Annotated in this window: 20 protein-coding genes, 1 pseudogene and 2 riboswitches; of the genes and pseudogenes, 12 read left to right on the top strand and 9 right to left on the bottom strand. The window is 67.9% G+C overall.

All coding sequences use genetic code 11. The features are described from left to right. Nucleotides 1-508: 508 nt before the first annotated feature. A complete protein-coding gene (locus MOV08_RS32940) occupies nt 509-1,063 on the bottom strand; it encodes a lytic transglycosylase domain-containing protein (RefSeq protein WP_275309959.1) in 555 nt (184 codons plus the stop codon). Nucleotides 1,064-1,580: 517 nt separating this feature from the next. Beyond that, nucleotides 1,581-1,751: riboswitch (M-box (ykoK) riboswitch) on the top strand. Nucleotides 1,752-2,053: 302 nt separating this feature from the next. Between MOV08_RS32940 and MOV08_RS32935 the strand changes: the two genes are divergently transcribed. The 6 genes from MOV08_RS32935 to MOV08_RS32910 all read left to right on the top strand — a co-directional run bounded on the left by MOV08_RS32935 (nt 2,054) and on the right by MOV08_RS32910 (nt 6,057). Then, entirely contained in the window at nt 2,054-3,700 is a 1,647-nt protein-coding gene (locus MOV08_RS32935; protein ID WP_275309958.1) for an NRAMP family divalent metal transporter, read from the top strand. A gap of 70 nt (nt 3,701-3,770) precedes the next feature. Continuing rightward, entirely contained in the window at nt 3,771-4,106 is a 336-nt protein-coding gene (locus MOV08_RS32930) for a hypothetical protein (RefSeq protein ID WP_275309956.1), read from the top strand. A 116-nt stretch (nt 4,107-4,222) separates the two neighbouring features. Then, nucleotides 4,223-4,444, top strand: coding sequence for a hypothetical protein (locus MOV08_RS32925; RefSeq protein ID WP_275309954.1), 222 nt, complete (start codon nt 4,223-4,225; stop codon nt 4,442-4,444). A 297-nt stretch (nt 4,445-4,741) separates the two neighbouring features. Further along, nucleotides 4,742-5,146: a hypothetical protein gene (locus tag MOV08_RS32920; protein WP_275309953.1), complete on the top strand. Its 405-nt coding sequence runs from the start codon at nt 4,742-4,744 to the stop codon at nt 5,144-5,146. 59 nt (nt 5,147-5,205) lie between these two features. After that, complete coding sequence (locus MOV08_RS32915) at nt 5,206-5,544, top strand: hypothetical protein (RefSeq protein ID WP_275309951.1); 339 nt, start codon at nt 5,206-5,208, stop codon at nt 5,542-5,544. Between the two features lie 306 nt (nt 5,545-5,850). Further along, nucleotides 5,851-6,057 carry a hypothetical protein gene (locus MOV08_RS32910; protein WP_275309950.1) on the top strand — a complete coding sequence of 69 codons (207 nt, stop codon included), beginning with the start codon at nt 5,851-5,853 and terminating at the stop codon, nt 6,055-6,057. 164 nt (nt 6,058-6,221) lie between these two features. Here the strand turns inward: MOV08_RS32910 and MOV08_RS32905 are convergent, their stop codons facing one another. From MOV08_RS32905 to MOV08_RS32895, 3 genes are read right to left on the bottom strand one after another with little or no spacing between them, the layout of a single operon-like run. Beyond that, nucleotides 6,222-6,623 (bottom strand): ArsR/SmtB family transcription factor, encoded by a 402-nt coding sequence (locus MOV08_RS32905; RefSeq protein ID WP_275309949.1) that lies wholly within the window; start codon nt 6,621-6,623, stop codon nt 6,222-6,224. After that, the gene (locus MOV08_RS32900; protein ID WP_275309948.1) at nt 6,607-6,990 is read right to left on the bottom strand and encodes a hypothetical protein; all 384 of its coding nucleotides are present in this window, start codon (nt 6,988-6,990) and stop codon (nt 6,607-6,609) included. Before MOV08_RS32900 ends, MOV08_RS32905 begins: the two co-directional genes overlap by 17 nt. Further along, nucleotides 6,987-7,295 (bottom strand): winged helix-turn-helix domain-containing protein, encoded by a 309-nt coding sequence (locus MOV08_RS32895; RefSeq protein WP_275309946.1) that lies wholly within the window; start codon nt 7,293-7,295, stop codon nt 6,987-6,989. The genes MOV08_RS32900 and MOV08_RS32895 overlap by 4 nt, the downstream gene beginning before the upstream one ends. A gap of 558 nt (nt 7,296-7,853) precedes the next feature. Next, nucleotides 7,854-8,026: riboswitch (M-box (ykoK) riboswitch) on the bottom strand. Nucleotides 8,027-8,442: 416 nt separating this feature from the next. Between MOV08_RS32895 and MOV08_RS32890 the strand changes: the two genes are divergently transcribed. The 3 genes from MOV08_RS32890 to MOV08_RS32880 all read left to right on the top strand — a co-directional run bounded on the left by MOV08_RS32890 (nt 8,443) and on the right by MOV08_RS32880 (nt 11,237). Continuing rightward, complete coding sequence (locus MOV08_RS32890; RefSeq protein ID WP_275309944.1) at nt 8,443-8,970, top strand: DUF6542 domain-containing protein; 528 nt, start codon at nt 8,443-8,445, stop codon at nt 8,968-8,970. Continuing rightward, entirely contained in the window at nt 8,963-10,609 is a 1,647-nt protein-coding gene (locus MOV08_RS32885; RefSeq protein WP_275309942.1) for an LCP family protein, read from the top strand. Before MOV08_RS32890 ends, MOV08_RS32885 begins: the two co-directional genes overlap by 8 nt. Before the next feature lie 292 nt (nt 10,610-10,901). Beyond that, nucleotides 10,902-11,237: an ArsR/SmtB family transcription factor gene (locus MOV08_RS32880; protein ID WP_275311969.1), complete on the top strand. Its 336-nt coding sequence runs from the start codon at nt 10,902-10,904 to the stop codon at nt 11,235-11,237. A 200-nt stretch (nt 11,238-11,437) separates the two neighbouring features. On the opposite strand, the gene MOV08_RS32875 is transcribed toward MOV08_RS32880, so the two are convergent. Both MOV08_RS32875 and MOV08_RS43875 read right to left on the bottom strand, forming a co-directional pair. Further along, entirely contained in the window at nt 11,438-11,704 is a 267-nt protein-coding gene (locus MOV08_RS32875; RefSeq protein WP_275309941.1) for a hypothetical protein, read from the bottom strand. After that, a complete protein-coding gene (locus MOV08_RS43875) occupies nt 11,635-12,099 on the bottom strand; it encodes an STAS domain-containing protein (RefSeq protein WP_338057255.1) in 465 nt (154 codons plus the stop codon). The genes MOV08_RS32875 and MOV08_RS43875 overlap by 70 nt, the downstream gene beginning before the upstream one ends. Nucleotides 12,100-12,116: 17 nt before the next feature. On the opposite strand from MOV08_RS43875, the gene MOV08_RS32870 reads away from it, so the two are divergent. Then, the gene (locus MOV08_RS32870) at nt 12,117-12,884 is read left to right on the top strand and encodes a transposase (protein ID WP_275309939.1); all 768 of its coding nucleotides are present in this window, start codon (nt 12,117-12,119) and stop codon (nt 12,882-12,884) included. 89 nt (nt 12,885-12,973) lie between these two features. On the opposite strand, the pseudogene MOV08_RS44225 reads toward MOV08_RS32870, so the two are convergent. Further along, nucleotides 12,974-13,405, bottom strand: a pseudogene (locus MOV08_RS44225) (IS982 family transposase); the annotation flags it as partial. Nucleotides 13,406-13,765: 360 nt separating this feature from the next. Between MOV08_RS44225 and MOV08_RS32855 the strand changes: the two are divergent. Continuing rightward, complete coding sequence (locus MOV08_RS32855) at nt 13,766-14,590, top strand: trypsin-like serine peptidase (RefSeq protein ID WP_275309935.1); 825 nt, start codon at nt 13,766-13,768, stop codon at nt 14,588-14,590. Between the two features lie 389 nt (nt 14,591-14,979). On the opposite strand, the gene MOV08_RS32850 is transcribed toward MOV08_RS32855, so the two are convergent. After that, nucleotides 14,980-15,351 (bottom strand): beta/gamma crystallin domain-containing protein, encoded by a 372-nt coding sequence (locus MOV08_RS32850; RefSeq protein WP_275309934.1) that lies wholly within the window; start codon nt 15,349-15,351, stop codon nt 14,980-14,982. Between the two features lie 627 nt (nt 15,352-15,978). Here MOV08_RS32850 and MOV08_RS32845 point away from each other — a divergent pair. Next, entirely contained in the window at nt 15,979-16,584 is a 606-nt protein-coding gene (locus MOV08_RS32845) for a cadmium resistance transporter (RefSeq protein ID WP_275309933.1), read from the top strand. A 64-nt stretch (nt 16,585-16,648) separates the two neighbouring features. Here the strand turns inward: MOV08_RS32845 and MOV08_RS32840 are convergent, their stop codons facing one another. Next, on the bottom strand, nt 16,649-18,427 hold the full coding sequence (locus MOV08_RS32840; protein WP_275309932.1) for a DUF1003 domain-containing protein: 1,779 nt from the start codon (nt 18,425-18,427) through the stop codon (nt 16,649-16,651). Nucleotides 18,428-18,774: the final 347 nt, after the last annotated feature.

The raw sequence follows: 18,774 nt of genomic DNA, 5'->3' as shown, positions 1-18,774 counted from the left end.
GCTCTGCGCCAGGCCGTGCTCGCCGCACACTGAACCGTTCCGACACGAGGACATCGCCCACGATGCCGATCTGGATCTAGCCACCATCGATGAATGGACAGTCGGGACAGCCGTCGGCCCGCGCTCTGTGGCAGTGCATCACAGTAAGCGGCACGGACCGGGCGGTAGACGCCTCGGATGAAGCAGGAGAGCACTCGGCATCCGCTTCGTACGCCGCCTCCCGCGCACCGTTCAGGGTGCGGCGGGGCTCGGTACCGTCCGGGTCGCGCTGCTCGCATGGACGGCCCTCGGCCTGCCCCAGCCTGTGACCGGCTCATGGTCGAATGTGTGGTGCTGGTACCGGCCGTCGCGCTCTTCGCCGCAGTCGCCGTCCGGGTGCACCTACGCCACCATCCGGGGAAGCCGCAGGGCCGGCCACGGTCGCCGGAAGGCGTGGGCGACGCCTGGTTCACCTCTCTCGGCGTCATGCCCAATCCTGCTGTTTCGCTTGGCGCTAACTGTGTGGTCGTCAGTTGCCCGGAGGGCTGGGTGCCACGCTGATCTGCTTGGCATAGGTCTGGGTGTACTTCGGGATCAGTGCCTCGATCCGTTTGACGTAGTTCTGCGTCTCGGGGATCCGTGGGATGCCCTGGGCCTTGAGCACCGCGCCGGGGCCCGCGTTGTACGCGGCGAGGGCAAGCTGGGTGGGGTCGCCGGGGATGCCCTTGGCCTCCTTGAACAGGTGGCACATGTAGGCGCCCTGAGCCGGGATGGCGTCGGCTGGGTTCCACACGTCGGCCTTGCCATCACCGGTGTGGTCCTTGCCCCACTCCGCCCAGGTCGACGGGTGGAACTGGGCGATGCCCTGGGCTTGGCCAGAGTCTGCCTGCGGGTTCCAGTGGCTCTCCGCGTCGAGTTGCGCGGCCAACATCGGAACGCTCAGCTCCGGGCAGGCTTTGGTGGCCGACTGAACGGTCGCCAGATACTGAGGGGGAATAGTGGGCAGTGCAGGCGGCCGGGTCAGCCACCAGACGACGCCAAGGGCGGCGGCGATCACGAGTACGGCGCAGAGGGTCAGCCCCACCAGACATCCTCGGCGGCCGGAGCCTCTGGATCCTCTCGCCGCCGGAGAAGATCGGTACGTTGTGGCGGGCGCCGATACCACCCAGGAGGGACATGTCGACTGCTGGCCTTCTCCCCATACCCTGCCGCTGGCCGTCGCTCCGGCTTGCCGCTCTTGCATGTACCCAGTCTGTCCGATCGGCCATCCGGTGATCTGTCGATGACAAATGGGACGCATCAGGGCTCCACGTTAGTTGCAAGATCGCGCAACCGAGCGAGGTCTATGGGGATTGCCACACGGGGGAACTGCCCTCGGTCGCCCGCCGCGATACCGCCGCCAGCTGCACTGCAAGAGTTATCCCGGGCGCGATCTCCGAGGCCCTCGAAGGCTTGCCGGCACGGACCATCGACCCGATGCTGCACCACCCCCAGTCGGAACAGCACCGTGAGAGGTGCCGCACCGGGCAGCGGTGGTCAAGAATGAGTCAAGTAGTTGCGTCGATATGCAAGTGGCAGGCACACTCGTGGAGGTTTGAAACAAGGCACCTCGTTCGGTGAGGCGTCTGCACGGACACAGGCCACTGACCCCACGACGTCGAGAGACGCCCAGGTTCAGGACAGGTCTCCCCGACTTAAGGGGTGACCCCAAGTGGCTGCCCCCACAGGATTACGCCGTGCAGTGCCAAAGCTCTGACGAGTTGGGGTGAACCGGCCATGCGGGCCGGTCTGCTCTTTGCCGAGTCGATTGGCGCGATTGCGCGCCCCGGCCGGGAGGAGGCGAGAGACATGGATTGCGGTTGCAGTAGTCCGGGCCACAGTAGGCCCCGCCTCCGCCTGTTCTCGCCCTGTCCCGGCATGCGGTAACCACCTTCTGCGCGTACTCGCGTCCCTGTTCCAGCGCCCGGCACCCGTGCGGCTTGACGCCGTCCCGGGCCGCCGGCCTGCGCGTGCAGCGTGCGCGTTGCCCAGGCATGCCCAAAACCTCCCCCTTCGGGGGAACGGGAGGTCTGTCATGACCGAAACGACGCTCACCCACCCCACCGCTCCCGCACAGCGCAGCGCAGTCCTCGACGACGCGCACGTGGGCGACATCCGCGGTGCGCTCGGCACCATCAAGCACGACGACACCGGAGAGCGCCGGGGTCTGTCCGCGAAGTTCAAGACGCTGCTGGCGATCGTCGGCCCCGGCCTGATCGTGATGGTCGGTGACAACGACGCCGGCGCCTTCGCCACCTACGGCCAGGCCGGTCAGAACTACGGCACCCAGCTGCTGTGGACCCTGCTCCTGCTCATCCCCGTCCTGTACGTCAACCAGGAGATGGTGCTGCGTCTCGGCGCGGTGACCGGGGTGGGGCACGCGCGGCTGATCCTGGAGCGGTTCGGGAAGTTCTGGGGCGCGTTCTCCGTCATCGACCTGTTCCTGCTCAACGCGCTGACGCTGGTGACGGAGTTCATCGGCATCACCATGGCCGCGGACTATCTGGGCCTGCCGAAGGCCGCCTCGGTGATCCTGGCCGCCGCCATCATCATCGCCTCCGCGTTCACCGGCTCCTTCCGCCGTTTTGAGCGGATCGCCGTGGCCCTGTGCGCCGCCTCGCTGCTCCTGGTCCCGCTCTACTTCATGCTCCACCCCAAGACCTCGCAGATGGCGCACGACTTCGTGACCCCGGTCATCCCCGGCGGCAGCGGCGAGCTAGCGACCGTGATGCTGCTGATCATCGGGATCGTGGGCACCACGGTGGCGCCCTGGCAGTTGTTCTTTCAGCAGTCGTACGTGATCGACAAGCGCATCACCCCGCGCTTCATGAAGTACGAGAAGGCCGACCTGTGGATCGGCATCGCCATCGTCGTCATCGGTGCGGCCGCCCTGATGGGCCTGGTGGCGGCAGCGTTCGCCGGGACGAAGGGGTTCGGGAACTTCGACGACACCGCGGGCCTGATCACCGGCATCTCGGCCAAGGCCGGCAAGGTCGCCGGCGTCCTCTTCGCGATCGCCCTGCTGGATGCCTCGATCATCGGCGCGTTCGCGGTGTCGCTGTCCACCGCGTACGCGATCGGTGACGTGTTCGGGATGAAGCACTCCCTGCACCGGGGGGTCAAGGGCGCCAAGGGCTTCTACGCCGTCTACGCCGGCCTGGTCGCCGCCGCGGCCACCATCGTGCTGATCCCCGGCTCCCCGCTCGGTCTGCTCACCCAGGGGGTGCAGACCCTCGCCGGCGTCCTGCTGCCCTCCGCCTCCGTCTTCCTGCTGCTGCTCTGCAACGACAAGCAGGTCCTGGGACCGTGGGTGAACGGCCCGAAGACCAACGCCTTCACGGCGGCGGTCGTCGGTGTCCTGGTGTCGCTGTCGATCATCCTGACCGCCTCGGTGCTCTTCCCGGGCATCAGCTCCAACATGATCCTGGACATCATGGCCGGCTGCGGTGTCGCCGGGGTGCTGGCCGCCGGCTACGCCTTCACCCGCCGGCGCACCGCCACCAAGGAAGACCCGATCGACCGCACCGGCCGCGACTCGTGGCGGATGCCGCCGCTGGAGACGCTGACCCGGCCGGTCATGTCCACCGGCCGCAAGATCGGCATGGGCGCTCTGCGCACCTACCTGCTGATCGCGATGGTCCTGGTCGTCATCAAGATCGTCCAGGTCGCCCTCGGTAACTGACCACTCACCTGGCCGGGTGGTGGCGGGACCTCCCCGCCCACCGCCCCCTCACGGAGAAGGGAGGCCACCGATGCGCTTTCTCCCGCACCTGACCAAACTCACCGCACCGGCCCGACGACACCACCACATCACCGACAACGGGCCCGGCCCGAACGCCACCGGCCACATCTGTCCGCGTGTGCGCCTGGCCCTGTACGACGGCACCGAGCGGGACTACCTGCTCGACGTCCCCAGCACCTGCCCCCACCCCCAGGGCCCACACGCCCGCTACGAACCACGCGTGCACCTGGCCTATGTCCTTGCCCGGCAGGGCCACGGCGCCCACTGGCTCGCCCGCTTCACCGACCTGCCGCTCCCTGCGGCCGAGCGCATCACCGAAGCCATCACCCTGGCCGTCCACGCCTGACTCGGGCCCCAGCGCCGCGCGGACGCTGAAGCCCGCACACCACTGAATCGTTCACCCGCCCTCGGCCACGCCTGCCCGCAGCCGACCGCGCCGCTTATCGGAGGTGAATCTCCCGCATGTCCGTCTTCACCGCTGTCCACATCCACCGCCCCGCCATCCACCGCCCCTCCGCCCGAAGCCGGAACACCGGCCGCGCCATCCTCGGTCTGCTCGCCACAGTGGTACGGCGCATCGCCGACAGCCCCCTCGACAGCCCCGTCCTGCGCACTCTCCCCGGCCCGGCCTCTGTCACCAGGGCCACCGACAAGGAGCGGTCCGCTCGCCCGCACGCCCACTGACACACCATCACCGTCCCCGGTCGCCGACTTCCCTGGCGTCCCCACTGACCGCCCGCTACTTCTCGGTGTTCCATGCCCAGCTGCCGGTATGCCGCCTCAAGGAGGTGACCTCGATGTCCGTCCTCTTCCTTGCCCGTCCCTGGTACGCGGCGCCACGCGTCATCCGTGCCGTGCGGTCCCTCCTCCACCAGACCGTTCGGCGGATCGCGGACGGTGTCGGGCACCTCAAGTCCCCTCGGCATTCGGCTTCTTGACCACGGCAACCACAACGCCCGACGACGGAGAGGAGGCCCCGCCATGGCCTTTGTGAACGCTCTGCTGCTCGCCAGCGTCAGACAACTCATCGACCGCTCCCCGCCTTCTCCCACCGAGCCCACCGTTGTGGCGACTGTCCATGCCCGCTGCGACCCCGAAGCGGAGCCTCACATACGGGCCCGGCTCTCCCAGGCCCTTCAAGCCCACGGCGTGGGAACCGGCGAGCCCCGCGTCCTGGCTGCCGGTCCGGACGTCGTCCACCTGGAGGCGCATTTCACGACCTCAGGCCCCATCACGGCGCCACTGGGCCAACTGATCGCCGACGTCTGGCTGAATCCCGCCGTCCACGAACTCCACTGGCACCTGGACACCGTCGCCCCTGGAAGGCCCACGTCACGACAGCCCGTGCAGCCCACGACCCCTGCGCGGAGAGCAAACCGGCTGTAACGGCAGCCAACTGCTCACCTACCAGGCTCCGTTAGCCGGTCAGCTCGCAAGGTGCCCGCATGAAAATCCGGTTTCGCCCGCTTACCCGGCGCACGACGGTCGTCGTGCGTCCCGTACCGACCCACTGCACGCTCCAGGCCGTGTGCGACCGCAGCGTCGAGAAGAAGGTACGCGCCCTGTGCTTCCTCGCGTTCGCGGACACCGACACGTGCCTGCACAGTGTGCACACCATCAATCGGGACGGCAGCGTCGGTGTTCTCCTGCAGATGACACTCACCCCGGAAAGCCCCGCAGCCGCTGCCCTGGAACGACTGGTCGTCCACCTGACACACGAACCCCAGGTGCGTGATCTGCGCTGGCACCTGTACCCCGACAACATCCCTCCGAGCACTGCCTGACCGTCCGCCCGGAGCGAGCAACGGCCCACGAACATCGGCGACCCTCCTGCGTGAGAACGGACTTCGCCCCGGCTCCTCAGGCCCGACACCTTCCGAACGGGACGAGAGTGTCATGACTGTCCATACCTGCAGCCACTTCACCCTCAGCGGCGTGCATCACGTGCAGCTCGCCATACCGCCGGGCGACGAGGGCCGAGCCGCGTGTTCTGGCGAGATCTGCTGGGGATACCCGAACTGGACAAACCCCCGGACACGGAGAGTCTGGACGGATGCTGACTCCGCGGCGGCGGCCTGGAAGCCCACCTGGTGACTGAGACCGACCTCCGCCCGTTCCGCAAAGCCCGCCCGGCGTTCCTGGTACGCCGCCTCGGCAACCTCGTCGACCACATGGAAGACCACGGACACCCGGTCACCGGGGAACAGGGCTACCCTGGCTTCGACCGCTTCTGCACGTTCGACAAGGCCGGAAGGCAGCCAGCGGTGGGCCGTAAGAAGTGGGTCGGCGGATCGTAAGACGACGCCCCGGTGTGCGGTGCCCCGGCATCCACCGGTACCGGGCGCCGCCGGGTCGGCGTGACACCCGTGACCTGTCTCGGCACCGCAACCTGGGACGATCCGGCGAGGCGGTCGGTGACGGGGCATCCCCACCCACGTCGCCGACCGCCTCGCCGCTGTATTTACGTGTGCTGTTGTGCCGCCGCGTGCTCACCAGGGCTGCCCGGCCGCGTAGGCGTCGGGTAGGCCGCCAAGTGCCGGGCGGCGGCGAGCAGGGCCGGGAGGTGCGGGTTGGCGGTGCGGTAGAGCACGCGGTGGCCGCTGCGGCGTACCGCGACCAGGCCCGCCGCCCGCAGGCGCGCGAGATGCTGGGAAACGGCCGCATAATGCGCTCCGACGCGCTCCGTCAGCTCCCCGACCGAGAACTCCCGCTCGTCAGCCAGAGCCTGCAGCAGCCGGAGCCGGATAGGGCCGGCGACTGCCTTCAACACCATTGTCACGGTGGCGATTTCGTTGTCTTTGAGTGGCGCGGTTGTCGTGTGCGCCGGGAGGAGGACGACGTCAGGCTCAGTGAGCACATGCACCGGGCAGTCCCCTTTCCGCGGCGTAGGCGAGGGCGGCGGGTTCGTCGTGGCGGTGCCAATGCACGTCGCGCACGGACGATACGCCGGAGAGCATGTCTACGAGCCGGTCCAGCAGGCCGGTCTCCGGGCCGTCCAGGGTGAGCAGCATTTGCACGTTAGTGGTGAACGCGTCGTACGGACCGGTGTGCACGGCCTCGACACGGGCGCTGGGTCGGCTGAGAGCCAGCACGCACAGCGCACGCACCTTGGTCTCCGCTCCCCGGTCGCAGTGGACGTGGAAGGTGACCAGTTCGCGGGACCGGGACGCCGTCGTCTCGGCGCCGGGGGGCCTGGCCTGCTTGCGGAGGCAACGGGGCAGGAATCTCATGACGGTATCCCTTGGAAGCTAAGCGCCAGGAAGACCAACGAGCCGCTCGTCCATCGTCCCTTCATCAGGGGCGGAGCTTGGTCGTGGCCGGCGGCTCGAAGGCGTAGCCGATCTGCCGTACGGTGCGGATCAGTGCCCGGTGTCCGGTGTCCGGGGCCGAGCTTTTGGCGCAGGCGGGCGATGTGTACGTCGACCGTGCGCATGTCCCCTGTGGCGGTCTGCTGCCACACCAGTGCCATCAGCTGCCCGCGGGTGTAGACCCGGCGCTGGTTGGCCACCAGATGGGCGAGCAGCTCGAACTCCATGCAGGTGAGCTCAAGTTGGCGTCCGTCGACCGACACTCGGCGGGAATCGCAGTCGACGACAAGGCCGCGGATGCGGTGGACCGGCGCCCGGGGCAGATCCGCGGCCTCATGCGGGGACGCCAGTGGATGTGGAACGGCGTGGAGCCAACGCACGCTGGAAGGCCGGCCCAGTAGGGTGCGGCGGACCGATCGGTGGTGGAGGTTCATGGCTGCTTCCCTCGGATCGGGGGCTGGCGGCGAAGGTCATGGCGAAACCCCGCCGCATGCCTGGTCTGGGAGAGGTGTTGACGGCGCACGGAAGACGCCCGCCCTGCGAGCGCGCAGCCCGGCCGCCCGGGTCGGCGAAAGCCACACGGGTGCCTGGCAAAGAGGGTTCGCGAACGCGTCGGGAGTGCTGGTTACCGCGTACCGGAGGTCGAGAACGACGTACGGATACGGATCAGGGGCCTACTGTGGCCCGGACTACTGCAACTGCAATCCATGTTTCTCGCCTCCTCCCGGCCAGGGCGCGCGATGGCGCCATACGACTCGGCAAGGAGCGGACCTGTCCCAGGGACAGGCTCACCCCAACTCGTCAGAGCTTTGGCACTGCACGGCGTAATCCCCTTGCGGGGAAGCCACTTGGGGTCACCCCTTAGGTCGGGGAGACCTGTCCTGAACCTGGGCGTCTCTCGACGTCGTGGGGTCAGTGGCCTGTGTCCGTGCAGACGCCTCACCGAACGAGGTGCCTTCTTCAAACGCCCATAAGTGTGCCTGGTACTTGCACGCCGACGCAACTAATTAACCAAGCCTTGACACACCTCTGTCCGTGCCCCGTGCCGAAGGGATGGAGCTACGTGGTCGTTGACGGCTTGGCCCAGCAGGTAGCCGAGCCTTGAGACGCTGAACTCCGCACGTTCGCCGGACGAACCCGGCGCTGGTGTTCATGCCGCCGCCCACGCTTGCTAGATTGCGCAATTGAGCAGTCGAATCAGCAACCGGCCCGGCGCGTCCAGCGTCTTTCACGTCGGAATCGTCATCTCCTGACCCACTGGGCAGGAGGCGCACACGACCGACACGTCGGTCGGCCGTATGAGGGATGCGAATGACAGGTCAGCGCAGCGATACCCCCAACGGGTACGGCGACCTGGCGCGAGACCCTGCACAGGTGTCACGCCAGGTACCAGGTCCACGACGCCGGGGGACGCAGGGCCTGAGTCCGGATGAGGACTGGTCCTACGGCTATGCCGTCCAGGACGGCACCCGCTCGGCACGCGTGGGCCGGGCGGACAGAAGGGGCAGAGCGGGCAGCGCGACTCTGGTGGCGCTGGTCCTGGCGATCGCGGGCGCACTCGCCGATATGGCGATCGCCTCGCGGCCGGGGTGGGTGTTCGCGGTCACCGCTGCGCTCGGGGCCGCCCTCGCCGCGAAGGCGTGTACGCGAGCGGGCGCCTGGTGGCTGATATCCGCTCCCCCGCTGGTGGTGGCGATGATCACCGCGGCATGTGAGCAGGTCGCGGGAACCACCTCCGTACAGGGCAAGGGGCTGACAACCACGGCGGTGCGCTGGGCCGTGGACGGGTTCCCCGCCATGGCGGCGGCCGAGACCGTGCTGACCGTCGTGCTGGTGGCGCGGCTCGTCGGGACCAGGCGGCAAAGCGGGAGGAACGGAAGCAGGAGGAATAGCGGTGCGTGACGAGCAGAGCCGGTACGGGGCGAGCCCCTACGGGCCGGGCCCGGAGGAACGCGGCGGAACGGGCGGGCGGGCGGCCCGGCGACAGTCGGCCGGCGGTGGTGCGGTACAGGGCGGACAGCGGCGCTCTCCGCTCGTCGTCGTGGGACGGACCGCGCTCGCGCTCTCCTCGGCGGTCGTCCTGCTGGCGAGCGGGGTGTCCTGGGCGGCGTACAGCTGGGTCAGCAGCGGACTGAACACCTCCGACGCGCTCAACGCCATCGGCGGCAAGAACGCACCCAAGCACCTGGACAATTCGGTCAACCTGCTGCTGATCGGCCTGGATTCGCGCAAGGACATGAACGGCAACGACCTGCCGCGGGAGTTCGTCAAGGACCAGCTGCACGCCGGGTCCAGCGACATCGGCTACTACAACACCAACACCCTGATCCTGATGCACATCCCGGCGGACGGCGGGAAGGTCACCGCGTTCTCCGTCCCGCGCGACGACTATGTGCAGACCTTCAACGGGGACGGCACCTCCCAGGGGCACTTCAAGATCAAGGAGGCGTACGCCAACGCCTATACGGGCGCCCACGACAAGTTCTCCGCCCAGGGGGTCAAGGGCGCCGACCTGGAGAGCCGGAGCCGGGAGGCCGGCCGGGAGGCGACGCTGGCGACGGTGCAGAACTTCCTCCAGGTGCCGATCGACCACTTCGCCGAGGTCAACCTGCTGGGCTTCTACGACATCGCCAAGGTGCTCCAGCCGATCGAGGTCTGCCTGAAGCACCCGGTCAAGGACCGCTACTCCGGCGCCGACTTCCAAGCCGGACACCAGCAGCTCAACCCCAAGCAGGCACTCGCGTTTGTCCGGCAGCGGCACGGCCTCCAAGGCGGCGACCTGGACCGCACCCACCGCCAGCAGGCATTCATCTCGTCGGTCACCCACAAGCTGAAGAGCCAGGGGATGTTCGGCGACCTCGGGAAGCTCCAGGGGCTGTTCGACGTGGTGAAGAAGGACCTGGTCATCGACAGCAAATTCGACATCCTGGACTTCGCCCAGCAAGCCACCAACCTCACCGGCGGAAACGTCGAGTTCCATACCCTGCCCATCGCCGGTTTCGGCACCCGCAACCGCGAGTCCGTCAATCTCGTGGACGTCCCCAAGATCCAGTCCATTGTGAAGGCGATGATCGGCGACAAGCCCGGGTCCTCGGACGGCTCGGGCGACTCGGACGGGTCCAAGCCGCCCGCGAAGGCTGCCCCGGCCACCGTCGACGTCCTCAATGGCTCCGGCAAGACCGGCGCCGCGGCGGGCGAGCTCAAGGCGCTGACCGACCTCGGCTACTCGGCGGGCCGGACGTCCAACTTCGCGCCCCGTCAGAAGACCGCAGTCGTCTACGGCTCCGGCGCCCAGGAGGCCGCCCAGCAGATCGCCTCCAAACTCGGGACGGCCGCGGCCGTCTCCTCGCCGTCCGTCCCCGCCGGACACGTCCACGTCGTCCTCGGCAAGGACTTCACCGGGCCTCCCGCGACGGGTTCGGACGGCTCCTCGGGGAGCTCGGGCGACAGCGGCAATTCGGGCGGCGCGCCGTCCCCGGTCCCGTCGAACGCCTTCGCGGGCGACTCCGTCAAGGAGGGCGGCATCCCCTGCGTCAACTGACGTGCCAACGATGCGGTCGGCGGGACGCGGCCCCAGGTCCCGCCGACCGAGCCGGAGAAGCACCTCTCTGACGTGACGTCAGATCACGAACGATGCCAGGTCGGCCTGCCCGTCGCTGATTCTCACCACGGTCCGGCCGTACGGCGACGGCCCCGGGCCGTACGGCGCGGACCCGTCCATGGCCCACCGACAGGCCCTAAGCTGGACGTTCCGGGGCGGGGTGGGGTGAGGACACGGGGGGCAGCCTCAAGTGGTGAAGAGCATCGAAGGCGCAGGTAAGGAGGCGGACTCCATGGCCGATTCGTCCGCCGAGGTGCTGGCCGAGGTGGCCGCGATGTTCAGTTTGCTGGGCTCTCCCCGGCGGTTGCACATCGTCTGGGCGCTGGCCCAGGGTGAGAGCGATGTCAGCGGACTCGCGGAGCGGGTGGGTGGCGCGCGGCCGGCGGTGAGCCAGCACCTGTCGAAGCTGAAGCTGGCTGGCCTGGTGCGCTCGCGCAGGGAAGGCCGACGGGTCGTCTATCTCATCGACGATCCCGATGTGGTGACGGTGGTCCGGCTCCTGTTCGCCCAGCTCGCTGCCCGCCCTCGACAGCAGCAACCGGCCCATCTGCGCCACCTCTGCGCCTGAGAGAGGCCGCCCCGGACCACCTGGCCCGTCAAGTCGCGTTGGCGTCGAAGGGCGGGCGCCGCCCCTGGAGCGCATCCACGTCTCCCCCCTTACGGAGATCCACCGAGGCCGGTCCACCACCGGAATTCGTCGATCAGGACGACGATGTGCCGGTAGCCGTCCAGGCCCAGGGGCTCCAGCGACGGCCGGAGGGCCAGTTCTCACGGCTTGTGGCCCACGGCGAGGTTCTCCAACTGCTCCTGGAGGTCCTCCTTGGGACGCAGGGGCGCTGCAATGTCGATCGGCGAGCCGGGCTCGACCAGGCAGTCCAGCAACGTGATGATCTTGGCCGCCCGAGGATTCCACCCGATCGTCAGGATACGGTCGAGGGCCGACGGCCGACCGGGGGCCGAGGTGATCACTTGACCGACGATCGCGGGCCGGGTGTCCGCCAGGCGGATGAGCAAGTCGCCCTCGGGGACGAGCATCGTAGGTCGAGGGTATGGCGCACCTGGCGTCCGGCATGGGTGGCGATCACTCGCGTACCGTGCCAGCGTGCCGCCAGGAGAGCCGTGAAGAAGGCCGCTCCGCCATCGCCGCTGAGGTGACTGACACCAACGAGGTCGACTTCAATGACACCGGGCCCGGAGCTGATAGCCACCTGGAGCTCCTTCCCGATGCGCTCGGCGTTCTCGAATGTGACCTCCTTGGGCAGTCGAACGACGATGTGGTCTGGGCTGGACGTGGCGCTGCTTCCGCTCGTTCCGGTCAAGAGCGCGTTGGTCGTGCTGCTGGCGGGGCTGGAGCGCGAGCATCGGCCCGAGCTGGTCAATGATGAGGTCCGCCTTCGCCTCCGGCCTCGCCGGCTGGAGGGACCAGCCACAGTGGAATGATCTTGCCGTGGCTGGTGTGATCACGGCGTCGGAGCCGTCCTGGATAGCCCCGTTCACCGGGCTGAGCCCGCGGCAGTTCGGCAAGCTGGTGACGCATCTGCGGCGCAAGGGTGCGGACATGGTCCGCAGGGGCCGGCCGTGGAGCCTTCCACTGGAGGACCGGGCACTGCTGGTCGCGGCCTACTGGCGAACGAACCTGACGATGCGGCAGCTCGCACCGCTGCTCGGGGTCCCGAAGTCGGCCGCTGACCGCAGCATCGACCACCTCGGGCCGATGCTCGCGCTTCGACCCCGTGAGCGGTTTGGCAAAAACACTGTCCTCCTCGTGGACGGAACCCTGGTCCCCACCCGCGACCACACCATCGCCGCAAAGTCGAAAAACTACCGGTACTCCACCAACCACCAGGTTGTCATCGACGCCGACACCCGCCTCGTCGTCGTGGTCGGCCGGCCGCTCGCCGGGAACCGCAACGACTGCAAGGCATGGGAGGAGTCCGGCGCCAAGGCCGCCGTCGGCAAGACCCTGACGATCGCCGACGGCGGCTACCCGGGCACCGGACTCGTCATGCCACACCGCCGCGAGCGCGGCCAGGCCGAACCCCCGGATTGGAAAGAGCAACACAACAAGTTCCACAAGCAGGTGCGGGCCCGCGTCGAGCACGTCTTCGCCCGGATGACGTGGAAGATCCTCCGCGACTGCCGCCTCAAAGGCGAGGGCGTTCACCAGGCCATGCTCGGCATCGCGCGGATGCACAACCTCGCCCTCGTCGGATAGAAGCGCCGACCACACGACCACCGAGCATGCCCGAGGCCACTCGGAGATCATTTACGGGACAACTCTTAGACGAGTCTTTCCGAACACGTTTAGTGGTCGTAGGCAGTCAGCGAGCGGCTGACCGCCTGGCCTGTCTGGAAGTTGTGCCAGATCGCGGCGGTCAGCGCGATGACGCCCTGCGCGACGCGCACGGCAACGCCCTCGCATGTGCGGCCACCGTGTTGTTCCAGGTCGAGCTGGCCCTTGAGAGGGTCGTTCACCGACTCGATCAGCTGGCGGACCTACTTGAGCATTGGCTCTCCGGGGCGGGCGAACTCACGTTTCACCGACGGCCGCAGCAGCGAAATGCCCCGCTCGCACAATGACCGCTCGAAGACTCTGGACGCGAAGCCCTTGTCCGTGATCAGCAGCAGGCCGGGCCGCTCACGCACGAGCGGGGCGTCGACCTCCAACATGGCAGCCAGGACTTCGCGCTCGTCGATCTTCGGGCTGGCCAGGGCCCACAGGACTGGCATACCGGTGGCGCGGACGTCGCGCAGGAAGGCGATGACGTCGAAGGCGGCGCCCGCGAGCACCAGCATCCGCGGCTCCAGGCGGTTCAGCAGGAGGGCGGCGTAGGCGAGTTCGCCGTCGGCCTCGGGCCCGAACGCGGCGGCCAGTATCGCGCGGGTGCCGGGTCTCGACCAGCGTGACCAACCGGAGCAGCAGGTAGCCGAACTCGCGCTGCTCGCCGCGCCGCTTAGGGAAACGGGCGGTGGCCCTCATGATGGCCGTGCGGATGCTGACCCTGTGGCTGCGCGCCCGCTCCGGGCGGTGAATTGTGACGGGAGCCTCCCGCTGAAGCACCTCCCCAAGCCCGGGCCCACGTCGATAATGACCGAGTGCGCTCGCTTGCCAGGAAGTCCGTCCTGCCCCTGACGCTGGTCATCGTCGGGGCAGCCGCAGTGGTGGGCTACACCGCGGAGCCGGGCCAGGTGCCCCAGGACCAGGACCCCTCCGCGACCGCCACCGCCCAGGACGGCACCGCGTACACCCCACGCAGGACCGAGGAGAACGCCCGGATCGGCACGGTCTTCGAGAAGGACGACCACGGCGCCCACTTCTGCACCGCGAGCGTGGTGCAGAGCCCCGGCCGGAACATGCTGATCACCGCGGCCCACTGCGCCTTCGACGCCGACGCCGGCAAGCCAGTGAGCGACCTGGTCTTCGCCCCCGGCTACCGCAACGGCGACGAACCCACCGGCCTGTGGAAGGTCAACACGGTCACCGTCGACGACCGCTGGGCCAAATCACAGGACGAAGACCTCGACGTCGCCTTCCTCATACTCGACCCGAAGGACGGCAAGAACATCCAGGACGTCCTGGGCGGCAACAGCCTCGGCATAGACCGCGGCTTCAACAACGACGTCAAGATTACCGGCTACCCCACCAGCCGTGACACCCCGATCTCCTGCCAGAACCGCACCACGAAATTCAGCAACACCCAACTGCGCATCCAGTGCACCGGCTTCGAGGGCGGCACCAGCGGCAGCCCCTGGCTCGCCGACTACGACCCCAAGAGCCACACCGGCACCGTCATCGGCGTCCTGGGCGGCCACGAAGGCGGCGGCGACGAGGACGACGTCTCCTACGCCGCGTACTTCGACAACGACATCGCCAAGCTCTACCAACGCGCCCAAGACGAGGACGGGAGCAACCCGACGTAGCGCGATGGGGGAGCACGAGCCCTCCTACCCTCGGGCCGAGGTCCAGTTCCCGGACGGCCAACGGATCCGGGTGGCAGTGACGCAGTGCTGGCCCGACCGGCATGGCCGGTGGTGGTACGACTGCGAAGTCCACCACCTGCGTGAGCTCGCCCAGATGCCCCGGCGCGAACACCCCGGCCGCTACCGCGACCACCCGCGTGATGACCGGCTTCTCCCGCAACGGGACCCCTGACCTTGATCGACTTGCTTCGCCGATTCGTTGATCTACAGGCGTCCCGTTGCCTCCCTCAACCCCCTTGACCTGCGACTGTCCACATGAACGAGGCGGTAATCAGCCCGTTCGCCCCCAGAGGGCAGCGGCTACCGGGCTGACGCTGGCCGTGTGCTGTTCAGTGGATCCACAGATAGGTGAGGTAAGAGTCGCCAGCCCAGCCCATGAGGGAGTAGCAGTCGTGCCGTTGGATGAACTGGCCCACCGGCCCGCCTGAGCCGAAGGTGACGGTGATGTCGTTGTTCCCGCTGCACACCTGCTGGACGTTGTGGATGTTGGGGTGGGTGCTACCGGCATTGGCGTAGCAGGTGGAACCGGAGTCGGAGTACACGGTGACATAGTCACTGCCGTCGCAGACGGGGTTGGTGATGGCGGGCCGTGCCGTCAGGCCGCCGGTTGTGCCAGTGCTCTCCTGGGCCATAGCGGGTGCGGCAATGGCAAGGCCGAGTGCGATCGATGCGGTGGCTATCCCGATCATGCGCTTGAACATGAGGAACCTTCCCTGAGTCGATCCCGTTACGTCCGGTACGGGCGAGAGGATCGTCCTCAATCGAGAGCCCGGATGCGAGATCCATCTCGGCCATCTGTCTCCGGCCGCCATTCGCTATCCGACCCTCGCGCGAGAGCTGTCGTCTACTGAGGCGGCGAGCGGGCGGGAGTTGGAGGCCCGATACCGAAGGTATGCGAGGGGTCCTCGGCGACGTGACCGACTTGTATCTCGACCACCACGTTAAACGCAGCGGCTTTGAAACCATCACCGCGAAACGATCACGTCGCGGACCGGTCCGAGCACCCCACCTACCCAGGCCAGCGATCTGTGACTTCGGGTTGGAATTTGCCCATTCGCAGAGGTCGGCGATAGCCACCGATTCGCTTCACCGGACCGGCTGGCTTCGTGGGCGGGGCCGACTTCGCCGGTGCGTCTTGGCTGTGTCAAGGCCCTCGTGGGCGCAGTCCACTCCTGGTAGCTTGTCCTCGCGCTCGTGACGACACAGGAGGATGGTGTGCACCAGCCCATCCAGCGGCGCTTATCGGTCTCCTCCCATGTGGTCCAGCCATGACGTGCGCCTTGGCGGCCGTCGACTCTGTCGGCCCGTTCGTCGCGGGATGGCTCTAGGTGGCCGGTGTCGTGGCGACGGCGGCCACGGCGGTGGGGCTGTTCGCCGGGACCAACGTCGATGACCTTGTGGTGCTGGCGGTGCTGTTTCTGTCCAGCCGGGCTACCGGGGTGCTCAGGTCCGGGCAGATCTGGGCGGGGCAGGCCGCCGGGTTCACCGTCCTGGTGGCCGTCTCGGTGAGCGCCGCGCTTGGCTTGGCCGTCGTCCCCGACAGATGGGTCGGTCTGCTTGGCCTTGTCCCGCTGGTTCTGGGGGGCTTGGGCTTGGTCAGAGTTGCACGGGCACGGCGCTCCGGCGAGCCGGTTCCGGCGGTTGCGGCCACGGGTCCGGTGTCGGTGATGGTCCTGACCGTGATCAATGGGGCCGACAACCTCAGTGTCTATCCTCCGGTGTTGCGGACCATCGGCGTCGGCTCGGCCGTGGTCACCCTCGTCGTGTTCGGCGGCGGCGTGGTGCTGTGGTGCGCGCTCGGCTCCTGGCTCGGCTCCCATCGGAAGATCGTCGAAGTCATCGGGCGGTGGGGACACTGGATCATCCCCACCGTCTTCATCACCATCGGCGTCATCATTCTGCTCGGCTCCGGCGTCCTCGCCGCGATCCGCTGAGCCGTCCGATTCCGTGGGGGGAGAGGGACCGGTGGATCGCGCGGGGACACCGACACGCCCGCGGCTACAACTCCTGCCCCCGGCACGCCGCAGCGGGCGCGATTTCCGCCTGATCAAGCTCTGTTGCCGCTTTGACGGCTTCCATCGCCGCGACCTCGTTCGGTACGCGGGGCCGGGCACCCAGACCCAGGAAGCCGCCTTCGTTGTTGGCGTCCGCGACGGTCGCGGTGATGTCCATCAGGAATGCGCGGAAATCGGTGAGTTCCTCCGGCGCGGTGTGGGCGACGATGCCCGTGGCCTCACGGATCGTTTGCAACGCGGGTCCCGCGTAGTCGGCGTACCTGGTGCCCGGCTGGAGTCCGGTGTCGAAGGTGGACGCCTCCGCAAGTTCGCGGATCAATCGCCTGGAATGGCTGATGCTGGCCTCCCGCAGCAGCTTGACCAGCGCGAAGATCTCCTCGGGATCGGCGACGCCCTCGGCGAGCGCCACCAGTACTCCTGAGGCCATCAAGGACTTCCCCAGCGTCGCCCACTCCTCAGGGGTGAAGTCCAACTCCCCGACACCGTCGGCGCCCTGCCCCGTGCGCAGGACCTGGAAGCCGACGTCGGCCAGCACGGCGGGAACGCGCCCGGCCGCTTCCACGGCCTGCGCCCGTGCGTGGTCGGAGAGGTCCTCCCAGGGCACCATGTCGGGTTGCCTGCCGTCACGCTGTCCGGGCAGGCCGGCCGCTCCGTAAGTGCCGTGTCCGGGCAAGCGGTGCTCGTACTCCAGCCGGGCCAGCACCTGCGCCTCCTCCTCGGTGAAGGCGGTGGTGAGCGTTGGATCGGATGCGGGGACCATCAGGCAACCGATCGCGGCCAGCCGGTCACCGAGCTGGTGCGCCTGAAGACGGTTCGCCTCTTTCAATTCTTCCGGCAGCTCGTCCCAAGGGCGCAACGCGGTCCCGCTGTCAGGCTCCTGGCCGTCATCAAGGGCGGCCAGGAGCCTGCTCTGATGGATGGCCCGCGCCAGGTGTCCGGTGACCTGGGCACTGGCGTAGTCAGCAAGGCTGTTGATGACGCGGTCCTGTGCCATCAGACGTGCCTTCATCCGGCGGCACTCGTGCAAGATGGCCTCGGCGTCCAGGAGGGTCTGCTCCGCACGGCGGTCCGCGGCCTGGCCCAGCACGTCCTGCCCGACCATGATCACGATCATGAAGAGGAGTTGGGCCAGGGTGGACAGGAAGCTCATGAAGGCGAACGGGTACGGATCGAACCCCTGCAGGCCCAACAGCGACATGCCCATCCAGACCACCTGGGTCCCGACGGCGATGTAGAAGGCCCACATACTGCCCAGCCGCTGCGTCAGCCAGGCAGCGATCCGGCCGTTCACACCCGCGACCTGATCCATGGCCTGGGGCGGCGGCTGCACCCGGTGCCGCTCGATCCACGGGTGCGGACTCGACTCCAGCAGGCTCACCCCACGACCGAGCGCACGGTCGTGCCGGTCCAGGTGCGCCTGGAGATCCGCGACCCGCTCGAAGATCCCCTCAGCGTTCTCATACGTCTGGACCGCCCGACGGTCAGCAGCCGCGCCCAGCACGCGCTGACCGACCATGATCACAAGACAGAGAACAAGCTGGACCACGTTGTCCAGGAACAGCAGAAACCCGAACGGATAGGGATCGACCCGGTGCAGCGGGCCCCAGGTCGCCAAGGCCATCCATCCGCCGACGACAGCCAGGGTCACATATAAGGCGGGCATCGAACCCGCCGCTCGCGTCAGCGCGGCCGCGAAGGCACCATTGAAACCGACCCGCTCGTCGGCGATCGTCACCGGCTGCTGCCGCGGCAGATCCGTCACCGTATCGGCTGCGCTCATGCCTGCCCCCACGATAGATGCCGAGACTGCTGCCGCAGCCCCGCACATGATGGCACCTGCCCATCCGGCCAGTCGACTACTGGATCGTCTCCTGACGGATCATCAATATTCCTATGCTGGCGAGTGCTTGGTGTCATGGGATCAATCTCATCCGGATGAATGCCCGTCACACGCCCCTGTTGCTACCAAGCGTTGCTGGTACTGACGAACACTGCGGTCGCCCGGTGGTAAACAGTCATCTCGACGCGATCAGGCCGCCGACCGGCCGGAGCATCGCATCCGTCACTCACCCCAGTCCCTGTGACCTGCAGAAATCAAGATGGAAATGT

The organism is Streptomyces yunnanensis (genome assembly GCF_029011865.1).
GTDB lineage: Bacteria > Actinomycetota > Actinomycetes > Streptomycetales > Streptomycetaceae > Streptomyces > Streptomyces yunnanensis.
Note: the sequence above shows the minus strand (reverse complement) of the source record. Positions and strands in the feature narration are given on the sequence as shown.

Bases quoted from the DNA above. Each gene is read 5' to 3' on its own strand.
- MOV08_RS32935 (WP_275309958.1), top strand. From the start codon at position 2,054: ATGACCGAAACGACGCTCACCCACCCCACCGCTCCCGCACAGCGCAGC.
- MOV08_RS32930 (WP_275309956.1), top strand. From the start codon at position 3,771: ATGCGCTTTCTCCCGCACCTGACCAAACTCACCGCACCGGCCCGACGA.
- MOV08_RS32925 (WP_275309954.1), top strand. From the start codon at position 4,223: ATGTCCGTCTTCACCGCTGTCCACATCCACCGCCCCGCCATCCACCGC.
- MOV08_RS32920 (WP_275309953.1), top strand. From the start codon at position 4,742: ATGGCCTTTGTGAACGCTCTGCTGCTCGCCAGCGTCAGACAACTCATC.
- MOV08_RS32915 (WP_275309951.1), top strand. From the start codon at position 5,206: ATGAAAATCCGGTTTCGCCCGCTTACCCGGCGCACGACGGTCGTCGTG.
- MOV08_RS32900 (WP_275309948.1), bottom strand. From the start codon at position 6,990: ATGAGATTCCTGCCCCGTTGCCTCCGCAAGCAGGCCAGGCCCCCCGGC.
- MOV08_RS32895 (WP_275309946.1), bottom strand. From the start codon at position 7,295: ATGGAGTTCGAGCTGCTCGCCCATCTGGTGGCCAACCAGCGCCGGGTC.
- MOV08_RS32880 (WP_275311969.1), top strand. From the start codon at position 10,902: ATGGCCGATTCGTCCGCCGAGGTGCTGGCCGAGGTGGCCGCGATGTTC.
- MOV08_RS32875 (WP_275309941.1), bottom strand. From the start codon at position 11,704: ATGCTCGTCCCCGAGGGCGACTTGCTCATCCGCCTGGCGGACACCCGG.
- MOV08_RS32850 (WP_275309934.1), bottom strand. From the start codon at position 15,351: ATGTTCAAGCGCATGATCGGGATAGCCACCGCATCGATCGCACTCGGC.